Source organism: Sodalis sp. RH14 (genome assembly GCF_047324285.1).
Lineage (GTDB): Bacteria > Pseudomonadota > Gammaproteobacteria > Enterobacterales > Enterobacteriaceae > Acerihabitans.
Map to the genome: position 1 here is coordinate 5,540,532 of NZ_CP178739.1, position 20,723 is coordinate 5,561,254.

Genomic DNA, 20,723 nt, shown 5'->3' on the forward strand with positions numbered 1-20,723 from the left:
CCCCTAACGAGGCGACATAAACAGCGCGACATTTACTTCCCGGGGCGGCCAATATTGCCGGACCGCATCAGCCCCATCACGCGTCAGGACCGCGATCGCAAAATCTCCACTCGGCATATTAAAGGGAGAGCGTGCCGCCCTGTTATTTTTTGTTTTTCATTTCCTGCAAAATCGGACCGCACTGATTCTCTTCACCACCGCTGGGCGAAATCAACGCCAGCAGCGCCGCCGCCGGCGCCAGAACCGCGCCAAGCGCCACCGCCGCCGCCCCGCGCGCAATCAGCGGGCCGGGTTTTACCCCGGCGTCCGGGTTCTTAAAGGTGCCGCGCACATACAACGGCGAGCGCAATGTCACGATACGCATCCCTTTACTGTCCGGATTGATGGATAAATCCAGCCGTTCGCTGGAAAAATTAGTCGTGCCGGCAATATTGATGACCGCATTCTCTGTATCAAACACAAACAAGCGCGGCGTAGCCAACCCGTTACGCACCCCCAGGTCCGCCGCCGCGCAGTTAATCTTCACCTGTTCGTCGCCAAACAGTTTGCCGACCACATAGTTACCCACGTTCAGGCCGGCGATTTCCATCAGATTACGGCTGATAACGCCGTCGTTCATCAGAATACGCACATCGCCATTGGCGCTGCCCAACAGCGCGGCCACGGAATTACCGGTGCCGGTAAACTGCGCATCGCCGTTCAACTGCCCCATGCTGCTGCGCATGGCTTCCACGTCGGGGAACAACGCCTTAAGCTGCAGTCCGCGCGCGTGCAAATCCGCCCGGCCCCGCATCGGCGTCTTGTTGCCCTCAAGCTTAATGGTGGAATTCAGGTTGCCGCGCGCCATGCCAAAACGCAGCGGGTCAAGCAGCAGCACGCCGTCATCTAGCTTAACGTGGGTATAAAGATCGCTGATTGGCAGGTTTTTGCCGTGTTCGATGCGCTTGCCGGTGAATTTCACATCCGCGTCCATGGTATCCCACTTGGCGGTATCGAATTTATCGTAGGGCAGCACCTTATCCGCCGGCTGTACCGACTGGGTTTTGGCTTTCTGCTTACCGCTTTCCGTGCCGGAATCCGCGCCGATAAGCGGCCCCAAATCGGCAAAGCGCAGTTCATTCGACACCACTTCCCCGGTCAGGGAAGGTCGCGGTTTACCCTGCACGAACTCCAGCGTGCCGTGGATATCGCTTGAGCCGATTTTGCCGTTAAATTTCTCATAGCGATAATGCCCGGCCTCCTTGCCCTGGAAATGGGCAATCAGGTGCCCGTCCGTTGAATACGGCGGTGAATCCGGCAATACGACACCGGTCAGGGCATGCAGATCCCCCAGGTTATCGCCCGCCAGCCGCAGCCGCAAATCCAGGCCGCCCAGGTTCATCGGATCTTCCAGCGTCCCCTGGATAGCGACCCGGGTCGCGCCGGAGCGCACGTCCGCCTGCAAAGGGAAGGGCCGGCTGGCGCTGCGCAGCGCCAGCATACCGCCGATTTTACCGTCGCCGCTCAGGGGCTCGTTGTTATATTTCCCCGTCACCTTCCAGCCGAAGATATAGTCGTCGGTACGCCGCGCCGCGCCGCTGCCATCCGGATTGACGGCGGTATCGTCCTTGGCCGTTTTTTCATCGCCGCCGGACTTGGCCGCGGTATCGGCCTTGGCCGTTTTTTCATCACCACTGGACTTGGCCGCGGTATCGGCCTTGGCCGTTTTTTCATCACCACTGGACTTGGCCGCGGTATCGGCCTTGGCCGTTTTTTCATCACCACTGGACTTGGCCGCGGTATCGGCCTTGGCCGTTTTATCATCACCACTGGACTTGGCCGCGGTATCGGCCTTGGCCGTTTTTTCATCACCACTGGACTTGGCGGCGGTATCGGCCTTGGCCGTTTTATCATCGCCGCCAGATTTGGCCGAGGTATCATCGGCCTTGGCCGTTTTGTCGCCGCCCGCGCTGGAGGCGTCGCCCCGGGTGGTATTATCCTTGGTGCTGGCGCCGGCCAGCTCCGCGTAAGGGATAGGCTTGCCCAGCGGATTGACCGTCATATGAATGTCGGCCTTGGTTATCGGGTCGAGAAAGTCAATTTTCCCCTGGTCAAAGGCAATATCGTCCACCTTGAATGACCAGGCGGAAGGCGGCGTGTCCTGCTGCGGCTGATCGCTGTTGGCCAGGTTAAAGGTCCAGTTGTTCTTACCGTTGGCCAAACGCTTTAACGCGGCGTCGGGGCTGAAAAGAGTAATGCGCGGGAGGTAGATCTCCTTATGCAGCAACGCCAGCGGCGACAGACTGGCCTCCACCCGTTTCAGCCGGGCGGTATAATCGCCGGGCACGTCGGGCGGGTTGCCGAGTACCACGTCTTCCGCATGCAGATGCGGCCAGGGGATCCATGCCCGCCATCCCGCCTCGTCCCGCTGGCGCGACCACTGTACGCCCAGGTCGCCGTTAATGGCGAAGGGCCGGTGCAGCTCGGCGGTAACCTTTTCATTGATCGTGGGCTTCAGGCGATTCAGATCGTAGGTGGCGATAAAAATAACGATGGCAATCAATACCACCACTAAGAATAATACAATGCCTAAGATCGCCTTTTTCGTCCGGGTCATGGTGATAACATTCCTCATTAAACGGCCTTATGTCATTAATCATAGTTGAGGATTTCGGACCTGAGGCAGGATAATGATTGAATTTGTTACTGAAAATAGTGATTATCCCTGAACAAGGGCCCCCGCAGGGCGCGATCTAAGTCATGAAAAATTAAAACAACGTTTCAGTGCTATTGACGGCGGCGACCAATCTAGTGAGACTAAGTGCGTTAACCCCTTTCTATTCACTTTATTCATACAGGCTCGCAGTAAATGACAACCAAAAACATTGCCGTTATCGGCGAATGCATGATTGAACTGTCCGAAAAAGGCACCGATGTTAAACGCGGGTTTGGCGGCGATACGCTCAATACCTCGGTGTATATTGCGCGGCTGGTCACATCGGGCGAGTTGGACGTACATTACGTCACCGCGCTCGGCACCGACACCTTCAGTGAAGACATGATCGGCGCATGGCGGCAGGAAGGGGTGAAAACCGATCTTATCCAGCGCCTGGATAACCGTTTGCCGGGCTTATATTATATCGAGACCGACGCCACCGGCGAGCGCACCTTCTATTACTGGCGTAATGAAGCCGCCGCGCGCTACTGGCTGGAAAGCGCGGATTCAGAGCGTATCTGCCGGGAGCTGGCGGGTTTTGATTATCTTTATTTGAGCGGCATCAGCATCGCCATCCTCAGCGCCGAAAGCCGCCGGCGCCTGCTGGCGCTGCTGAAAACCTGCCGGGATAACGGCGGCAAGGTCATCTTTGACAATAACTATCGTCCGCGCCTGTGGGCGAGCAGGGAAGAAACCCAAAGCGCATATCGGGATATCCTCACCCACACCGATATCGCCTTCCTGACCCTGGACGATGAAGATATGCTGTGGGGCAAACAGCCGGTGGACGAGGTCATTAAGCGCACCCGCGGCTGGGGCGTGCAGGAAATTGTCATCAAACGCGGCGCCGAGTCCTGTCTGGTAACGACCCGGGAAGGGGAACTGCTGGACGTGCCGGCGATCAAACTGCCGAAGGACAAGGTGGTCGATACCACCGCCGCGGGCGACTCGTTCAGCGCCGGCTATCTGGCGGTGCGCCTGACCGGCGGCGATGCGGTCTCTGCGGCCAAATGCGGCCACCTGACCGCCAGCACGGTGATCCAATATCGCGGCGCCATCATTCCACGCGACGCAATGCCCGCAATACCTGCATAAGCCCATGATGCGTGAGGCGGCGAATGCCCTTTCCTGGCTATCGCCGCCATCATGCCCGCCGTTATTGCGTTGAAACCAGCCCCGCCCAGCCCGCATCAAGACGGCGGCGGGATATCCGTGACTTCCGGTTTGCTCTCATCGACGGCTGCCGGCTGCGGTCCCGGCGCCATGATATGCTCGTAGGTTTCCTGCAGCGCCTTCATATTCATTTCCGGCTCGCCCTTGGGCTGCATCAGCACCAGCGTGGCGTTTTGCGATAGCTGCGAGCGCAACTCTTCATTAAGCATCTGCAGCGTCAGCTTAGACAAAAACGCGTTGCGCAGCTTCTGGTACTGCTCCGGCGCGATATCCACCACGTCATTTTGCTGTGAACGCAGACGCTGGCTCATTAATATGTCGGTATCGGTACGGGCGTAAGTGGCGAACAGCGTGCCCAGCTCGCCGGTCTTGCGCGCCATAAGCGCGTCGAACTCCGCCTTGCTCAGGCCGTTATTGCGCAGGTTCGCCAGCTCATGGGAAACGAAGGTCAACGCGGCCGCCAGGTTGTCCATGGCGGTGTCCATATGCACGGCGCACTGGGAGCGCTGGTAATGCACGTTACAATCGAAACGCAGGTTGGTCTGCTTCAGGTTGCTGTCTTGCATGGCCTGCTGGACATGCCAGAACAGCGCCTCGCGGGCCAGATCGCTGCGCCAGTAGCGATCCAGGGAGCGCGAATCGCGGATAGGCTGCCAGGGAGTATCCCATACCAGCTTCAGGCTATCTTCTTTGGCGTCCTCGCTCATCAGGCTGACCGGCTGCGCCACCAGCGGCGACAGCGCCGGCAGCGTGGAAGGCGTATCACGCTTGCCCTTCAGCGATGAGAACGTTTTGACGATCTGCTCGTTCAGCCCGCGATTGTCGACGTTGCCCACCACATACAGCGTCATGGCGTCCGGCGTATACCAGCGCTGATAGAATTGCTGCAACTGCTGGCCGCTCACCGGCGCGGCCGCCTGCCGGCTCGGATCGTGGGCCAGCAAGACCGATCCTTTAAGGCGGTAATGCCACCAGGGGCTGCCGGCATTGGCGGGGGCGGTCGCCACCGGATCGGCCCCTTCCAGGGCGGCATGCAGCGTGGTGGGATTAATGGTTAAATGGCCGCCGGTGTTCATCATCCATTTCAGCGCCTCTTTCAACAGCTCGGGGCGGCCGTTGGGCAGGCTCAGGCTGTAAAGCGTGTAATCGTAGGAGATGACGGCCGGAGGCTGCGGACGTTCGCGGTCCACGCCCTGTTGCCAGAGTGATTTCAGCTGCGCGGAGGAAAAGTTTTCACTGTGTGTCAACGCCAGGCGCGGAAGCAGGCGCGCAAAACCGGTCTGCTGCGCGTTTTCAGCCAGCGAACCGGTATTCACCATTAAGCGTAATTCAATACGATCGTTCGGCCGTTGCGGTGTTGCCAACACTTGCCAGGAGAAGCCATTACTGAGTTTACCCTGTTGCCAGGCGGGATCGGGTTGTAATGCTTCTGCCTGAACATTGCCACCCACCGTCGCCAGTAACACTCCACTCATGAAAAGACGAATTCCGGTGCCCTGCATGTGAACCCCTACTCAATAACTGCCTATTAAAATATGTAATCTCACTCAGACGGTTTACCGTGCGTTCCATCGATTAGTACTTTTTCCGTCGGAAAAAAGCGTGGCGCAAAGTGTACCATGTTGTTAGACCGCAGACCTTTGCGGATGTCACGGCACGGCATAAAATAGTACCGCCTGGGGTATAAACGAGATAAAAATAGGCGTAACAGGGCATTACCGGCCGTATCGCCATGCATCGGCCGGTAAAAGGGGGGCAAAAACAGCAGGAAATGATCAGGTTCCGGAGGCGGCCGTTTTCGTGGGTTTAAGCACCGCGTTCAGCTGTTTTTCATCCAGTTGATCACACCACTTGGCCACGACGATAGTGGCGACGCCATTGCCCACCAGGTTGGTCAGCGCGCGGGCCTCGGACATAAACCGGTCAATGCCGAGGATAAGCGCCAGCCCGGCCACCGGCAGGTGCCCGACCGCCGACAGGGTCGCGGCCAGGACGATAAAGCCGCTGCCGGTGACGCCCGCCGCCCCCTTGCTTGACAGCAGCAATACCACCAGCAGGGTCACCTGATGGATGATGTCCATATGGCTATTGGTGGCCTGGGCGATAAACACCGCCGCCATGGTCAGGTAGATGGACGTGCCGTCGAGGTTAAAGGAATAGCCGGTGGGGATCACCAGGCCCACCACCGATTTTTCGCAGCCGGCGCGCTCCATTTTATCAAGCATGCGCGGCAGCGCCGACTCGGAAGAAGAGGTGCCGAGCACAATCAGCAGTTCTTCTTTGATATAGTTGATAAAACGGAAGATATTAAAGCCGGTGACCCGCGCAATCAGCCCCAGCACCACCACCACGAACAGGATGCAGGTCAGATAGAAACAGGCGATAAGCTGCCCCAGCTGTATCAGCGACCCCAGGCCATACTTGCCGATGGTAAAGGCCATGGCCCCGAATGCGCCAATCGGCGCCAGGCGCATGATCATATTGATAATGCCGAAAATCACCTTGGCGAAGCTGTCGATAACGTTAAAAATCACCTGGCCCTTTTCGCCCAGGCGGTGGAGGGCGAAACCGAACAACACCGCGAACAGAAGCACCTGCAGGATATTGCCGCTGGCGAAAGCGCCGATTACGCTCGCCGGGATGATATCCATCAGAAACGCCACCAGTCCCTGCTGCTCGGCCTGCTGCGCATAGATAGCCACCGCCTTGGCATCCAGGGTGGCCGGATCGATATTCATGCCGGCGCCCGGTTGCACCACGTTAACGATAATCAGGCCGATAATCAGCGCTATGGTGCTGACGATCTCAAAATACAGCAGCGCCACCGCCCCGGTGCGGCCCACCTCTTTCAGGCTTTCCATGCCCGCGATACCGGTGACCACGGTACAAAAGATAACCGGTGCAATGATCATCTTGATCAATTTAACAAAACCATCGCCCAGAGGTTTCATGTCCGCGCCCAGTTCCGGATAGAAATGCCCGAGCAGGATCCCTGCCGCAATGGCCACCAGGACCTGAAGATAAAGGCTTTTAAACGGGTTGAATGTCATACGCCAACCTTATTCATTAGTTATACGCGTTTAAGTGGGTTGAATATGTAGCAAGGATATTAATGATTTGATAATGAATTACATATCTCGAAATACCAATACACCACCGCGCGGGGGTTGTCGGCAGGCAACGGAGAGAAATTAGAATTGAAACGCTTCAGTTGGACTTTAGAAACTATAGTAACCGGCCATGGGAAGCGGCACACGGCCGCACCGGCGATCAAACGGCGGCGAGATGCAGGAAACGCTGCTCGAAATCCTCCTGGGGCAGAGGCTCGGAAAACAGGTAGCCCTGTCCCCAGCTGATGTTATGATCCAGCAGGCATTGCAGCTGCGCCTGGGTTTCCACGCCTTCAGCGATAACCGGCAGCGACAGCACCTCGGCAATGGCGCTGACAATACGCAGCATCACCAAATCCTCCGGCAGTTTTTCGATAAAACTCCGGTCGATTTTCAGCAAATCAATGGGCAGGTTGCGCAACCGGTCCAGATAATAAAGGCTGGAGTAGCCCATGCCGAAGTCATCCAGCGCAATCAAAATCCCCAGCTCGCGCATTTGCCGCAGCAGGCCGAGGGAGTGCTCGAATTCAGTAATGCGCGCGGTCTCGGTGATTTCCAGCACCAGTTGTGCGGGCGCGATCTCGTAGCGGGCCAGCAGCACTTTGAGAAACGGCACCAGATTGGATTCCTGCAGTTGTTTGGCCGAGAGGTTCACCGCCAGCTGGAGATGGATACCGCGTTTACGCCATTGCGCCAGAATGCGGCAGGAGGCTTCTAAGACCCAGTTGCCCAGCGGCACCATCGCGCCGATTTCTTCGGCGCCGCTGATGAAATCCGACGGCAGCGAGTAACTGCCGTCATCCTGGCGCCAGCGCAGCAAGACCTCCGCGCCAATCAGCCGCCGGTCGCGAATATCCACCTGCGGCTGGAAGAACAGTGCGCAGCGTTCCTGCTCTATGCCTTCCAGGATGGTGCTTTCCAGCGTCATGCGCCGGTGAACCATGGCGGTGAGCTTGGGCTCGAAGAATAAGATCTGGTTTTTGCCGTTGTCATGGGCCAGCATCATGGCGGACGTGGCGCGCCGCAGCAGTTGATGCGCGGACTCGTCGTTGCGCAGCCTCAGGGCAATGCCGATGCTGGCGGCGGGACGCAGCGACAGGCTGCCGATGGCCAGGGGGGCATTAATGCTTTTCATGATGCCCTGCGCCAGTTGCATTCCTTCGTAAGCGTTCTGGATTCCGTGATCGAACAACGCGAATTCATTGTGATTGAGCTGGCCGAGAAAACGATGATCGTTAAGGTGCCGCTTAAGCTGCCGGGTCAGCGTCATCAGCAGGATGCCCCGTTGCGCCTCGGTAAGAATGCCGGTGGCTTCCTGTAGCGTGCTGATACTGATGACCAGCAGGCAATATTGCTGCATATCCCGGCACAGGGCCATGCGCGAATCCAGCATGGCGGTAAACAGGTTTTTATTCGGCAGCGCGGTCTCGGCATGGCGGGTCGACAGCCGGTTAAGATCGTCGAACATGCCGGCCAGTATCTGCTGGTTGCGATTATAGCTGCGCACCAGCACGCCAAGCTCGTCGTCGCGGTGCATATCCGGCAGCGAAAGCTGGTGGCGGGGAATGTCCTGCGCCGGCAGCGTTTCCAGACTGCGGGCGATTTCACGCAGGGGATGGACCATCAGGCGGTTAATACACCAGGTGATCGCAATCGTCAGCACCAGCGCCAGCAGGAGATAGGTGGACATCATGGTGGAAAACGCGCTGGCGATAAACTGGTACAACCGGTAGGAGTCGGCTTGCAATACCAGCGACGCCAGGGCCCGTGGATGCGAAGGCCGCGGAAGCGCGTACAGCGGCACCGAGATTTCCACCGGCAGCCGGAACAGGCGCTCTATCAGCGCCGGCACCGGCCGCTCCGGCGGAAAATCCGCGTGCAGCACCTGGAAATCATCCGGCAGCACCACATCCGCCCGGCTCAGGATGCCCACCGGCTTCAGGGTGGCGAGAATCCGCTCGGCCTGCGGCACGTCTCCCTTTAATACCGCGCTGGATAAAGGCTGACGCACCGACATGGCTATATTTTGCAGCTGCTGGGCGTAATCCTCACGGCGCTGCTGCACAAAATGGAACAGCTGGATCACAATGAAAATGCAAATAGTCACCAGCGCCACGCCTGACACCGTAGCCATTTGTTTAATCGTTAATGAACGTCTGATCCGCAAACTGTTCTCCAAGGCGTTTTTCAGCTCGACCCGTTACGCTCCCTAACCCGGCGGACGGTTACCCGGCTCACCCCGGCCCCGGCCATGACGAAGGACAGCGCATATTTTCGCGATTCGGGCAGCAAAAGTTGCCGGGCGGGCCGCAGAGCGATTTTGTGCATACTAATATATACTATCTCACGCCGGGTTTTATTTTTTAAAACAGGCATTTCGTCTCTTTAACGCTTATCGGCGACACTCGGTTATAATGACGACGTTTTACCTAGGAATATTCTGATTCATGGCGGTCCTGGCGCGCGCCGGTGGGGTAGATAGGGCATTAATCCCCGCGCATCCCTGACGTTGCGGCGCTGGCGTGAAGAACAACAGCTGTGTAAAATGCAATCAGCGCCTTACATCAGTTTTGTTGCAGTTTGAAATGCCATTATTTTAACAAGACATTACGTTTTCTTTATAATTTTTCGCAGGCATCACGAATGGGATAGCATGAGCAGAGGATAATGGCATTTCCCAGGCTATCGCTTTTATTCATAGCCGCCCCATGCCGGCGTTGAAGATTTACATTTTCACTGCTTCGGCACTCAAGACGGGACTATAATTTTACCGCAGCTCAATGTGTTTCATTTGATTTAACTTTGTAAAAAATTGAAACTTGTATTAGTTTGTCTTGAGGACCTTCTCATTCATTTCATTGTGCCAGGCTCGAGGCCCATTACCATCCCTAACATAACCCGCGGGCGCCGTCTTGTTCATAAGATAATGCGGTCCGCAGAGTGGTCGCGCAAATTTATCCGGTGAGGTAGGAATGAATAATTACGATGATATTAAGCGGTTTAAAGAAAAACTCAATATGGAAGGCATTGATTATAAAGAAATCGCTGAAAGCAATCCTAATATTACCGCGCATAACTGGGCGATTATAAAACAAGTGGCCACGGCCGATGAACCTTTTCATCCCCTGGAGCAGGGGCGCCCCACACAGCCCACCCCCGCTCCCGTCTCGGATAAAGAATTCAGCGCATCGCCGCTGGGGCAACCGCTGGCGGCCCAGCAGCCGCGCGCGGGCGGAAATATTAATCGGGACATTGGCGCCATAAACGCCCACTATCAGCCGCAGGCCTCAACAGCGGCGGAGTCTTTTGCTTCCCCCCTGATGAGCGCGGTCGGCAAGGCGCTGCCGGCGATAGGCCCCGTGGCGCCCGTCGCCACGCCCCAGGACGGCAATGCGCCCGCGGGCGCCGCGTTTCTTAACGCCATACAGCAGGAATTTGCCGCTCCGCCCGCCGCCGTGCCCACGCGGTCACAGGAACCCGCCGCGGCATCGCCCTTCGACGCCGGGCAACATGGCCGCCCCGCCGCGGCATCGCCTTTCGACGCCGGGCAACACGGCCGCCCCGCCGCGGCATCGCTTTTCGACGCCGGGCAACACGGCCGCCCCGCCGCGGCATCGCTCTTTGACGCAGCGCGGCATGACCAACCCGCCCGGACGTCTTCTACGGCGGCGTCATCGGTCCGGGCGCCGGCCAATGCCGCCGGTACCATGCGCTTTAATGGTCTGTTTAACCGGAAATCCCAGTCATCGGCAATGCCGTCGGGTCGGGATACGCCCCTTTCACTTCTTTTAGAGAATATTGCGTTATGCCGTTAGTCTGTGTCTGTTCGCCGAAGGGCGGCGTGGGTAAAACAACCGTCAGCGCCAATCTTGCCTACGCCCTGGCCCGCAGCGGCAGCAAGGTGCTGGTTATCGATTTCGATGTGCAAAACGCGCTGCGGCTGCATTTCGGCGTACCGATTTCCGATACCCGCGGCTACGTGGCACAGGCCACCACCGCCGTGGACTGGAGTCAGTTTATCCTGAAAGCCGACGCCAATCTGTTTGTCCTGCCCTATGGCGAGGTGGAGGAAGAACAGCGTCTGGCGTTTGAAAACGCCATCAGCCGCGATCCGCATTTCCTGCTGCGCGGATTAAACACGGTATTAAATTACCCCGGCCTGGTGGTCATCGCCGATTTTCCTCCCGGCCCGGTGGCGGCGTTAAAAGCCGTGCAACCCTTCGCGGATATGCACATTGTGGTCATGCTGGCGGATACCGCCTCGCTTTCCTTATTACCGCAAATGGAAAACCACAAATTCCTCGGCGCGCCGATGAATAACCGCCTTGGGGAATATTATGTGGTTAATCAAAGCGATATGCGCCGCAACTTAAGCCGCGACGTATCGCAGTTTTTTGAACAGCGTCTGGGCGACCGGTTATTAGGCACCATACACCGCGATGAGTGCGTACCCGAAGCCAACGCGTCGCAGCGTTCAATCATTGAATTCAGCCCGGTGTCCGCCGCCGCGTTCGATATAGAACTCATCAGCAAAAAAGTCGCCGCCATTGTCGGCGTGAAAGTGGGCGATGGCGAGTTTTATGCCATGCCTAATCACGGCATCAAATAATAAGCACAGGAACAGGCATGAATAAGTTTCTATTTTCTATACTGCTTTTACTGTTACTGCCTGTTGCCGTGCTTATCATCATCACGCCGATGGACAGCGACAAACAATACATCTTCGGCCTGTTCAGTATCGGACTGATGTTGCTGCTGGGCGTAAGTAAAAGCCATTTAATCAGCGTCATCATGATAGTGATGTCTTTTTTGATGTCCACCCGCTATATCTATTGGCGCGCCACCGAAACGCTGCACTTTAATTCGGTGATTGAAGCGGTATTGGGGATCGGCCTGTTTATTGCCGAAATGTATGCCTGGGTTATCCTGGTGCTGGGTTACCTGCAAACCACTTGGCCGTTAAAGCGCAAAATTGAACCTATGCCGGACGACCCGGCCACCTGGCCGACGGTGGATGTCTACGTCCCGTCCTATAACGAGAGCCTGGACGTGGTGCGTGATACTGTCCTTGCGGCGCAGTGTATCGACTACCCGCGCGACAAGATGAAAATTTATATCCTGGACGACGGTAAACGCAATGAATTCGCGGTGTTTGCCGCCGATGCCGGGGTGGGTTATATCACCCGTAACGATAATAAGCATGCCAAGGCCGGCAACCTTAACCATGCGATGACCGTGACCAAAGGCGAGTTTATCTGCGTATTCGACTGCGATCATGTCGCCACCCGTGGCTTCCTGCAGGCCACCGTGGGCAGCTTTTTGATTGACGATCGCCTGGCGCTGATCCAAACGCCCCACCACTTCTATTCTCCCGATCCGTTCGAGCGCAACCTGTCGGCGGCGCGCGATATCCCCAACGAAGGCGCGCTGTTCTACGGGCCGGTGCAGCAAGGCAACGATAACTGGAACGCCACCTTTTTTTGCGGGTCCTGTGCGGTGATCCGGCGCAGCGCGCTGGAAGAAATCGGCGGATTCGCGGTGGAAACCGTCACCGAGGACGCCCATACCGCGCTGAAGCTGCAGCGGCTGGGCTGGAACTCCGCCTTTCTGTCCATTCCGCTGGCGGCGGGTCTTGCCACCGAGCGCCTGGGGCTGCATGTTATCCAGCGTACCCGCTGGGCGCGGGGCATGACCCAGATTTTTCGTCTGGACAATCCGTTATTCGGCCGCGGCCTCAAGTGGCAACAGCGTTTGTGTTATCTCAACGCCATGCTGCATTTCCAATACGGCCTGCCGCGCGTGGCGTTCCTGACCGCGCCGCTGGCGTATTTATTGTTTAACCAAAATATTATCGCCTCTTCCGCCAGCGCCATATTTGCCTATGTTTTGCCGCATTTGTTCCTGGCCATCTATATCAATTCCCGCATGAACGGGCGTTTCCGCTATACCTTCTGGGGTGAAATTTACGAAACGACCATGGCGTTCCATTTGATTATCCCCACCCTGCTGACCCTGATTTCCCCCCGGCACGGTAAGTTTAACGTCACCGATAAAGGCGGGTTACTGGATGTCGGCTTCTTTGATTTCCATATCGTCAAACCCCATCTGATCGTGGCGGTGCTTCTGGGCATGGGTATTGCCGCCGGGGTGGTGCGCGCGGTCATGCATGACTATTTTAACGTCGATCCCCGGGTGATTTTGCTCAATATCGTCTGGGCGTCCCTGAGCGTCATCATTTTGCTGGCGGCGATTGCGGTGGCCAAGGAAACGCGCCAGATCCGCAAGACCATCCGTATCGATGTCAGCATCCCGGCCATTATCCACTACGCCAGCGGTATTTCGGTGCGCACCGAAACCCTGGACCTCTCCATGGGCGGGATGAAGCTGGTGACCCCCGACGACCGCTATCAAACCGATCGCATCGAGGAAGTGGAACTGCGGCTGCAGTCCGGCGCGGTCTGTATCCCGGTAAGCCTGATTGGTGCCGACGCCAGCGTTATTCGCCTGATGTTCGAAGCGATGCCGCTGGAAAAACGACGTGAGCTGGTGCGCGTGGTGCTGGCACGCGCGGATGCCTGGATTGTGCCGCCCTATCCGAAAGATCGGCCGCTGCACTCATTTGCCAGCATTGTCCGCTGCGTCTTCGAGCTCTTTTACAACACCTGGAAAGAGCGCGGCCAAAAAAGAAAGAATGCCAAGTCCGCAGGACCTGGCGAAGCGACCTAAGCTCACGCGGAAAAAATTGCATGCCATTTCGTATCAGGAAGATAGCCCATTGTGTATTACTGATTGCCGCCTTGGGCGGCCTCGGCGCCACGGCATGCGTCGGGGCGGCCTTTGCCGCCGATCCGCAGGCCGCGCCGGTTTATCACCTGCCGCCGCTTCCGGCGGCGCAGGATACTGGCGGCGCGGGCGCCCAGTCCGCTGACGATACGCGCCAATCCCCGGCCGCCGACCCGGCGGCAACCGGTGCCGGCGCGCCGGCCGATGGCAGCGCGCCACCAACCGCAAGCGCCGTCGGCACACCTGCCGGCGGCCTGCCGATGGATTTTCCCCCGCCGGTAATAAGCGTGGCGCCGCAGGCCGCCGCGCCGGGCCAGGGCGTGGATAGCCAACTGGCGCAGGTGACCCCCCTCAACGATGACACTATCAGTGTTGCCGGCATGGGCCAGCCGAACGGCCTCACGCTGAGCGGCGGCCAGCTCCAGTCCGGCATTGTGTTTACCCTGCCCCGCGATCAGGTGGCGACCACCGCCCGGCTATACCTGGCGCTGAAAGTCTCCCCGGCCCTGGCCGCGCGGGACACCAGCCTGCGCCTGATGCTCAACGGCCAGGAACTGGGCAATGTGGCGCTTAGCCAGGCCAGCGCCACGGATAATGTCTATGAGCTGGATATTCCGGCGGCGATGATTGTCAGTAACAACAACCTTAGCTTTAGCGTGAATGACGACAATACCCTGACGTGCGAGCGGGATCTGTCGGATAAATATTGGGTGACCGTCCTGCCCACCAGCCATTTGCAGTTGAGCAGCCAGATACTGGATATCGGCCGCGACTTAAGCCATTTCCCGCGCCCGTTTTACGATCCGCTGTCGATGAAGGGCTCGTCGGTGGCGTTTATCTTCGGCCAGACGGTCAAATCCGACGCGGTGGCGGCCGCCAGCATGCTGGCGTCCTATTTTGGCCTGCTGTCCAGCTACCGTAATATGGAATTCCCGGTGCACCTGAACGAGCTGCCGGCGCAAAACGGCATCCTGTTCGGCCAGCCCGGCGATAAAATCGCCGATATCACCCTGCCGCAGGTAACCGGCCCCACGCTGCAGATGATCGATAATCCGCTCAATCCGGTGTATAAGCTGTTGCTGGTGGTGGGGCGCAACGGTAATGAAATGCGCCAGGCCGCCTATCGCCTGATTTCGTCGCCGCTGCCGGCCAGGCAGGATGTCATCCAGGTGCAGAACCAGACTATCCCGTTACGCCAGCCCTACGACGCGCCGCGCTGGATTGACACCACCAAGCCGGTCTATCTGAAGGATCTGGCGCAAAACCCGGAATCGCTGACCGCCAACGGCCTGTATCACGACGGCATACGCATCGGCTTTCGCGCCGCCCCGGATCTGTTTATGTGGGATGGCGATTTCATCCCGGTAAAAATTGATTACCGCTTTCCGACCGAAAACTGGATAGACGAAGATTCGTCGCAATTGAGCATTACGCTTAACGGCACCTTCCTGCACAGTTTACCGGTCAATAAGCACGGGCTGGTGGAAACCGCCTGGCGCAAGCTGGGCGGCGATACCCGCCAGGAAACCTTTACCCTGCAGCTGGCGCCTTATCTGATTTACGGCGATAACCAAATGGAATTTTATTTCGCCCTGAAGCCTAAGGCCGACGCGCCCTGCAGCCTGCTGACCAGCAATAATATCAAAAGCCGCATCGACCCGGACTCAACCATCGACCTGAGCCGGACGCACCATTTTACGCTATTGCCCAACCTGTCCTATTACGTCGGCGCGTCATTTCCCTTTAGCCGGCTGGCGGATTTCTCCCAAACGGTGATGCTGCTGCCCGCCAAACCGGAGGCCGGTGAAATCGCCACGCTGCTGGCGATGGCCGCCCGCGCCGGCAATGCCACCGGCATCGCCCTCAATCATGTGGATGTACGCCTGGGCCTGCAAGACCATGCCGCCGGCGGCATTCCCCTGGCGGATAAGGATATCCTCGCCTTCGCCTCGCTTAAACAGACCGATCTGGTGCGCGATTTGCTGGCCGGTTCGCCGTATGAAATGCGCAACGGCCTGCTGTCGGTCAAGGAAGAAACGCTTACCGCCCGCCTGAAAGGCTATTTTACCGGGCGTTTTTTCCGTCAGGGCGTGGAAGCGGACCGTTATCTGGCCTCCACCGACGCCTGGCGGGGATTCCTGAGTTTCGCCTCGCCCTGGGCCGGCAAACGGGTAGTGGTACTGGCCACGGCCACCGACAGCGATCAGTTGTCGCATATTAACGCTGATTTACAGGTACCGGCCATTAATGCCGGCGTTCGCGGCGATATAGCGGTGATCAATGCGGAAAACGGCGTAAAAAGTTTTACCGTGGGCAGCCAGTTCCCCAGCGGGGAGATGCCCTGGTACATGATGATAATCTGGTACGCCAATCAGCATATTATTTTCCTTTCCTTAAGCGGCCTGGTGTTCGCGGTACTGATAGGAAGTTGTATTTACGTTCTGCTGGCGCGGCATGCGGCTAAACGCCTGGCCAATAGCGCGAACAAATAACCGTATCGATAAGATGCGTTGCCTGACTGGGCCATATGGGTAAAAGAAAATGAAACGGCAAATAAAAAAAGACTTAAAAACGCTGTATGTCGCCGGCCTGGCGGGCCTGTCGCTGTTTTCCGCCCTGGCGCAGGCAGCGGATAATAGCCCGGCCATTAACGCGTTGCTGCAGCAGGCAGCCTATTGGCACGAAAAAGCCCATAACGATTTGGCCCAGGAATCGTTACAGAAAATCCTGGCGGTGGATGAAAATAACGCCGATGCCCTGTATCTGCTCTCGCTCTACGCGTTACGCGACGGACAAAAGGCCGAGGCCCAAAAATGGCGCCAGCGGCTGGTCAAGGCCTCGCCAGGCGACGCGCGCCTGCAGAACCTCGACAGCGCCAGCGTACTGCAAACCATCTCGCCGACCCAATTAGCCAATGCGCGCCAACTGGCGGCGCAGGGCAACACGGCGCGCGCCATCGAAAGCTACCGCACCCTGTTCCAGGGCAACCAGCCGCTGGACAGCCTGGCGGTAGAGTATTACGAAACCCTGGCCGGGGTTCCGGCCTCGCGCCCGGACGCTATCGCCGGCCTGCGCAGCCGCGTCAGCCAGCAGCCGTCCGATACGGCCGCCAGGATGGCGCTGGGCAGGATCCTGACCTATGACGAAAACACCCGTCGCGAAGGCGTCGGGCTGCTGGCGCCGATGGCGGCCAATAACAAGGCGGCGGACAACGCCCTGCGCCAGGCGCTGATCTGGATGGCGCCGCAGCCCGGGGATAAAACCGCCTATGACGATTATATGCAACGCCACCCCAGCGACGGCGCGGTATTACGCCATTTTCAGGAAAGCGTGGGCGGCGCTGAAAAGGGACAGGGCTACACAGCCCTGAACAGCGGCGATCTTACGGCGGCGCGCAGCCGGTTCGAGGCGGTGCTGACCACCAACCCCAACGACGGCGACGCCTTGGCCGGGCTGGGTTATATCGCTATGCGCGGCGGTGATTTCAGCGCGGCGGAAAACTACCTTAACCAGGCAATGAAGCAAGGCGGTCCGAACAGCGCCCAATGGGCGGCGCTGGCCAAGGACGCGCATTTTTACGGCGAACTGAACAAAGCCAAAGGCGCCGTCTCGTCCGGCGACCTGAACGCGGCGCTGGCGCTCAGCGAGCCGCTGGCGCAGGCGGAAGGCAGCAAAGGCGTCTCGGCGGAGCTGTTCCGCGCCGACGTCTTGCGCCGCAGGGGCGACCTGGCCGGCGCGGAGCAGGCCTATCGCACCGCGCTGTCGAGCGATCCGCAGAATACCGATACCAAGCTGGGACTCTACTATACCCTGCGCCAGGCCAATAAGACCGCCGACGCGCAGCAGGTGCTGGAAACAATACCGGCGGATAAGCGCCCGCAGGTGGCGGCGGGCGGCGTCAACGTCGAGCCGTTGCGCCGCCAGGCCGCGCAGGCAATGCAAGCCAACGATCCGCAGCGGGCATTGAATTTGCTGCAGCAGGCGCTGGAAAAACAACCGTCCAATATCTGGGTGCGCCTGGATATGGCGCGCATCCTGCAAAAGCAGGGAGACAGCGCGCAGGCCCAGGCCATGATGGCCGCCGCCGGCCAGCGCGGCGCGCCGGCGGACAACCTTTACGCCGCCGCCCTGTTCGCCAGCGAAACTCAGCGCTGGGCGGCGGCGGCGCAGTTGCTGGCCTATATTCCCGACAGCCGGCGCAACCGCGCCATGCGCGATCTGGCCGCGCGGGTAAACTTTAACCAGCAGATGGCGGGCGCCGAACGTTATATCCAGGAGGGCAACCGTACGGCGGCGTTAAACACCTTGCGCGCCCTGGCGCAAACGCCACCCGCCGCGCCGGCAGATGTGGGCAAACTGGCGCAGGATCTGATGACCCTGGGCGACAGCGCCGCCGCGGTGGCGCTGGTACGTAATAATATGCGCGCCGGCGTTAACGGCAATGCCGGTGATTATGCGGCCCAGGTCGGCGTGCTCAACCAGGCCGGCCTGACCGCGGAGGCGGAGGCCTGGATGAATAATCCGCGCATCGTGGCCAGCAGCACGCCGGCCGAACTGAGCCGCATTCGCCAGGGCTCGGTGATTAACCAGGCGGATGAACTGCGCGAACGCGGACAATACGCGGCGGCCTACGATAAGCTCATCGTGGCGATGCAAAGCGATCCGCAAAACGTCGATCTGATGCTGGCCATGGCGCGTCTTTACCAGTCCGGCAAAATGAACGAACAGGCGGCGCGGGTCTATGATTATGTGCTGGTGCGCGAACCGCAAAACGAAGGCGCCCGCGAAGGCGCCGCCAACGCGGCCCTGGCCCAGGGCGATATCGCCCGCGCCAAACGGCTGGTGGCCGGCATGCAGGGACCGCGTTCGGTAGATCGCATGGTGCTCGAGGCGCGCATTGCGGAAGCGGCGGGGGATCATGAGCAGGCCATCGCCCTGCTGCGCTCCGCCAAAGGCCGGGTCATCGGCCTGAATACCGCCGGCCCCGGCGGCGCGCCGGTTGTCGGTGGGCTGGAAACCGCCGACAATCCCTTCGTTAATAAAACCGTGGCCGCGCCGCGCACCGCTTCCGCTTCCGCCTACGGCACCATATTGCCGTGGCAGCGCTCCGATAGCCCGGCGCCGCTGCCGCTGACCGGCTTGACGCTGGCAACCGCCAGCGCCGAAACGCCGGAAGACCGTACGCTTAAACAAATCAATCAGTTGCTTGATCAGGAACAGCAAAAAACCGCCACCTGGGTGGAAGGCGATGTGGGGATCCGCAGCCGCGACGGCGAAAGCGGCCTGAGCGGCCTGACGGAAATCAAGGCGCCGCTGGTGCTCTCCGGCGTGCCGTTCGACAGCTCGCGGCTGAAACTATCGGTCACGCCGGTTTCGTTAAATTCCGGCTCCACCAGCGGCACGGTCAGCAACCGTTTCGGCACCGGCGCGCTGCAGCAGGGACGCATGGTGGAAAACGCCACCAATAACGCCACCGCCGCCGCCGGCGCCACCACGTCGACCACCACCACGTCCACCACCACCAATTCCGACGGCACCCAGAGCAGCACCACCACCACCACGTCCTCCACCGCGGATGCCGCCTCCACCGTCAATCCCGGCGATTACGCCGCCGATTCCTCCGGTTCGCAGCAGGCCTCCGGCGTGGAGGTCAACCTGGCGCTCAGCGGCGACAGCTACAAGGCCGATGTCGGCACCACGCCTCTGGGCGAGGATCTGAGCTCGCTGGTGGGCGGTCTTCAATGGTCCCCCAGCCTGACCAACTTCAGTAAGCTTATCTTTACCGCCGAACGGCGCGCGGTCACCGACAGCCTGCTTTCCTACGTGGGCACGCGGGATAAGATTAGCGGTAAAAAATGGGGGCAGGTCACCAAAAACGGCGGCGGCGTCCAGTACTCCTACGACGACGGCGACGCGGGCCTGTATGCCGGCGTCGGTGGTTACAGTTACCAGGGCGACAATATTCCCGGCAATACCGGCATCACCTCATCGGCGGGATTTTATGTCCGCCCGCTACGCGAGGACCATAGCGAGGTGAAGACCGGTATTAACATTACCTTTATGGATTATGATAAAAACCTCAGCTATTACAGCTACGGCCAGGGAGGCTATTTCAGTCCGCAAAACTATATCAGCGTCTCGCTGCCGGTGGATTACACCCAAAAATATGACGACTGGGACCTGACGCTGGGCGGCTCGGTGGGCTATCAGTCCTATTCACAGGATAAAAGCGCCTACTATCCGAATAATCCGGCGCTGCAAACCGCCCTGGAATCACTAGTGGCCGGCGGATATGTCGATTCGGCCTATTACGACGCCCGTAATGAAAACGGCGTCAGCTATAATGTGCACGCCAACGGCAGCTATAAAATCAATCCCAATATGTCCGTGGGCGGGCAGGTGGGCTACGACACCTTTGGCGACTACTCCGAGAGCACCGCGCTGGTGTACTTTAAATATTTATTGGGTGGTAAATAAGTATGCAGGATATATCTGACGCAACGTCCGAGCTGGTTTACTTCCGCCGGCGGCAATATCAGCCCGGCTGGCAGGATCTGCTCGATATCATGATCTCCGGCATCGCCGCCAATGCCGGCGACGAAGATCGCCGCCAGTTCCTTAACCTGATGGGTAGCCAACTGGCCGGGCGCTTTCCTTTACCCCATGCCGAAACGGTCGGGGATCTGGAAGATGGCTTTAACCGGCTCTGGTCGGAATTCAATTGGGGCTTTGTGCGGCTGCAGCCGGGTGAAACCCATCTCACGTTGATACATCATGCCGTTCCTCCCGCGGCTACGGGCGCTGAGCCGGAGGAGTGGACCGCCGGGCTGGCGGCGATCCTGGAAGGCGCCTATGCTGAATGGATATTAGCCCAGGGCGGACAGCCTCATGTCGCGCTGCGTTGGCAGCAGGACAGCGCGGAAGGCATAATGACTTTTAGTTATCAAAACACTATTTAAGGG

At 58.8% G+C, this 20,723-nt stretch carries 11 protein-coding genes; 7 read left to right on the forward strand and 4 right to left on the reverse strand.

What is annotated here, in order from left to right:
• Window positions 1-142 precede the first annotated feature (142 nt).
• Window positions 143-2,596 carry an AsmA family protein gene (locus ACL2XQ_RS25250; RefSeq protein WP_413731649.1) on the reverse strand — a complete coding sequence of 818 codons (2,454 nt, stop codon included), beginning with the start codon at window positions 2,594-2,596 and terminating at the stop codon, window positions 143-145.
• A gap of 252 nt (window positions 2,597-2,848) precedes the next feature.
• Between ACL2XQ_RS25250 and ACL2XQ_RS25255 the strand changes: the two genes are divergently transcribed.
• On the forward strand, window positions 2,849-3,790 hold the full coding sequence (locus ACL2XQ_RS25255; protein WP_413739821.1) for a sugar kinase: 942 nt from the start codon (window positions 2,849-2,851) through the stop codon (window positions 3,788-3,790).
• A gap of 95 nt (window positions 3,791-3,885) precedes the next feature.
• Here ACL2XQ_RS25255 and ACL2XQ_RS25260 read toward each other — a convergent pair whose 3' ends face one another.
• The 3 genes from ACL2XQ_RS25260 to hmsP form a co-directional block, all read right to left on the reverse strand.
• Window positions 3,886-5,370 (reverse strand): M16 family metallopeptidase, encoded by a 1,485-nt coding sequence (locus tag ACL2XQ_RS25260; protein WP_413721672.1) that lies wholly within the window; start codon window positions 5,368-5,370, stop codon window positions 3,886-3,888.
• Window positions 5,371-5,643: 273 nt separating this feature from the next.
• A complete protein-coding gene (locus tag ACL2XQ_RS25265) occupies window positions 5,644-6,918 on the reverse strand; it encodes a dicarboxylate/amino acid:cation symporter (protein ID WP_410013027.1) in 1,275 nt (424 codons plus the stop codon).
• 220 nt (window positions 6,919-7,138) lie between these two features.
• The gene (gene hmsP / locus ACL2XQ_RS25270; protein ID WP_410013026.1) at window positions 7,139-9,145 is read right to left on the reverse strand and encodes a biofilm formation regulator HmsP; all 2,007 of its coding nucleotides are present in this window, start codon (window positions 9,143-9,145) and stop codon (window positions 7,139-7,141) included.
• Between the two features lie 805 nt (window positions 9,146-9,950).
• Between hmsP and ACL2XQ_RS25275 the strand changes: the two genes are divergently transcribed.
• From ACL2XQ_RS25275 to bcsD, 6 genes are read left to right on the forward strand one after another with little or no spacing between them, the layout of a single operon-like run.
• Window positions 9,951-10,793: a hypothetical protein gene (locus ACL2XQ_RS25275; protein WP_413731647.1), complete on the forward strand. Its 843-nt coding sequence runs from the start codon at window positions 9,951-9,953 to the stop codon at window positions 10,791-10,793.
• Window positions 10,784-11,587 (forward strand): cellulose biosynthesis protein BcsQ, encoded by an 804-nt coding sequence (gene bcsQ, locus ACL2XQ_RS25280; RefSeq protein ID WP_410013024.1) that lies wholly within the window; start codon window positions 10,784-10,786, stop codon window positions 11,585-11,587. The genes ACL2XQ_RS25275 and bcsQ overlap by 10 nt, the downstream gene beginning before the upstream one ends.
• Window positions 11,588-11,604: 17 nt before the next feature.
• The gene (gene bcsA / locus ACL2XQ_RS25285) at window positions 11,605-13,704 is read left to right on the forward strand and encodes a UDP-forming cellulose synthase catalytic subunit (RefSeq protein ID WP_410013023.1); all 2,100 of its coding nucleotides are present in this window, start codon (window positions 11,605-11,607) and stop codon (window positions 13,702-13,704) included.
• Window positions 13,705-13,724: 20 nt separating this feature from the next.
• Entirely contained in the window at window positions 13,725-16,253 is a 2,529-nt protein-coding gene (gene bcsB, locus ACL2XQ_RS25290) for a cellulose biosynthesis cyclic di-GMP-binding regulatory protein BcsB (RefSeq protein ID WP_410013022.1), read from the forward strand.
• Between the two features lie 49 nt (window positions 16,254-16,302).
• Complete coding sequence (locus tag ACL2XQ_RS25295) at window positions 16,303-20,238, forward strand: cellulose synthase subunit BcsC-related outer membrane protein (protein WP_413739822.1); 3,936 nt, start codon at window positions 16,303-16,305, stop codon at window positions 20,236-20,238.
• Between the two features lie 2 nt (window positions 20,239-20,240).
• Complete coding sequence (gene bcsD, locus ACL2XQ_RS25300) at window positions 20,241-20,720, forward strand: cellulose biosynthesis protein BcsD (protein WP_410013020.1); 480 nt, start codon at window positions 20,241-20,243, stop codon at window positions 20,718-20,720.
• The last annotated feature ends 3 nt before the right edge of the window (window positions 20,721-20,723 follow it).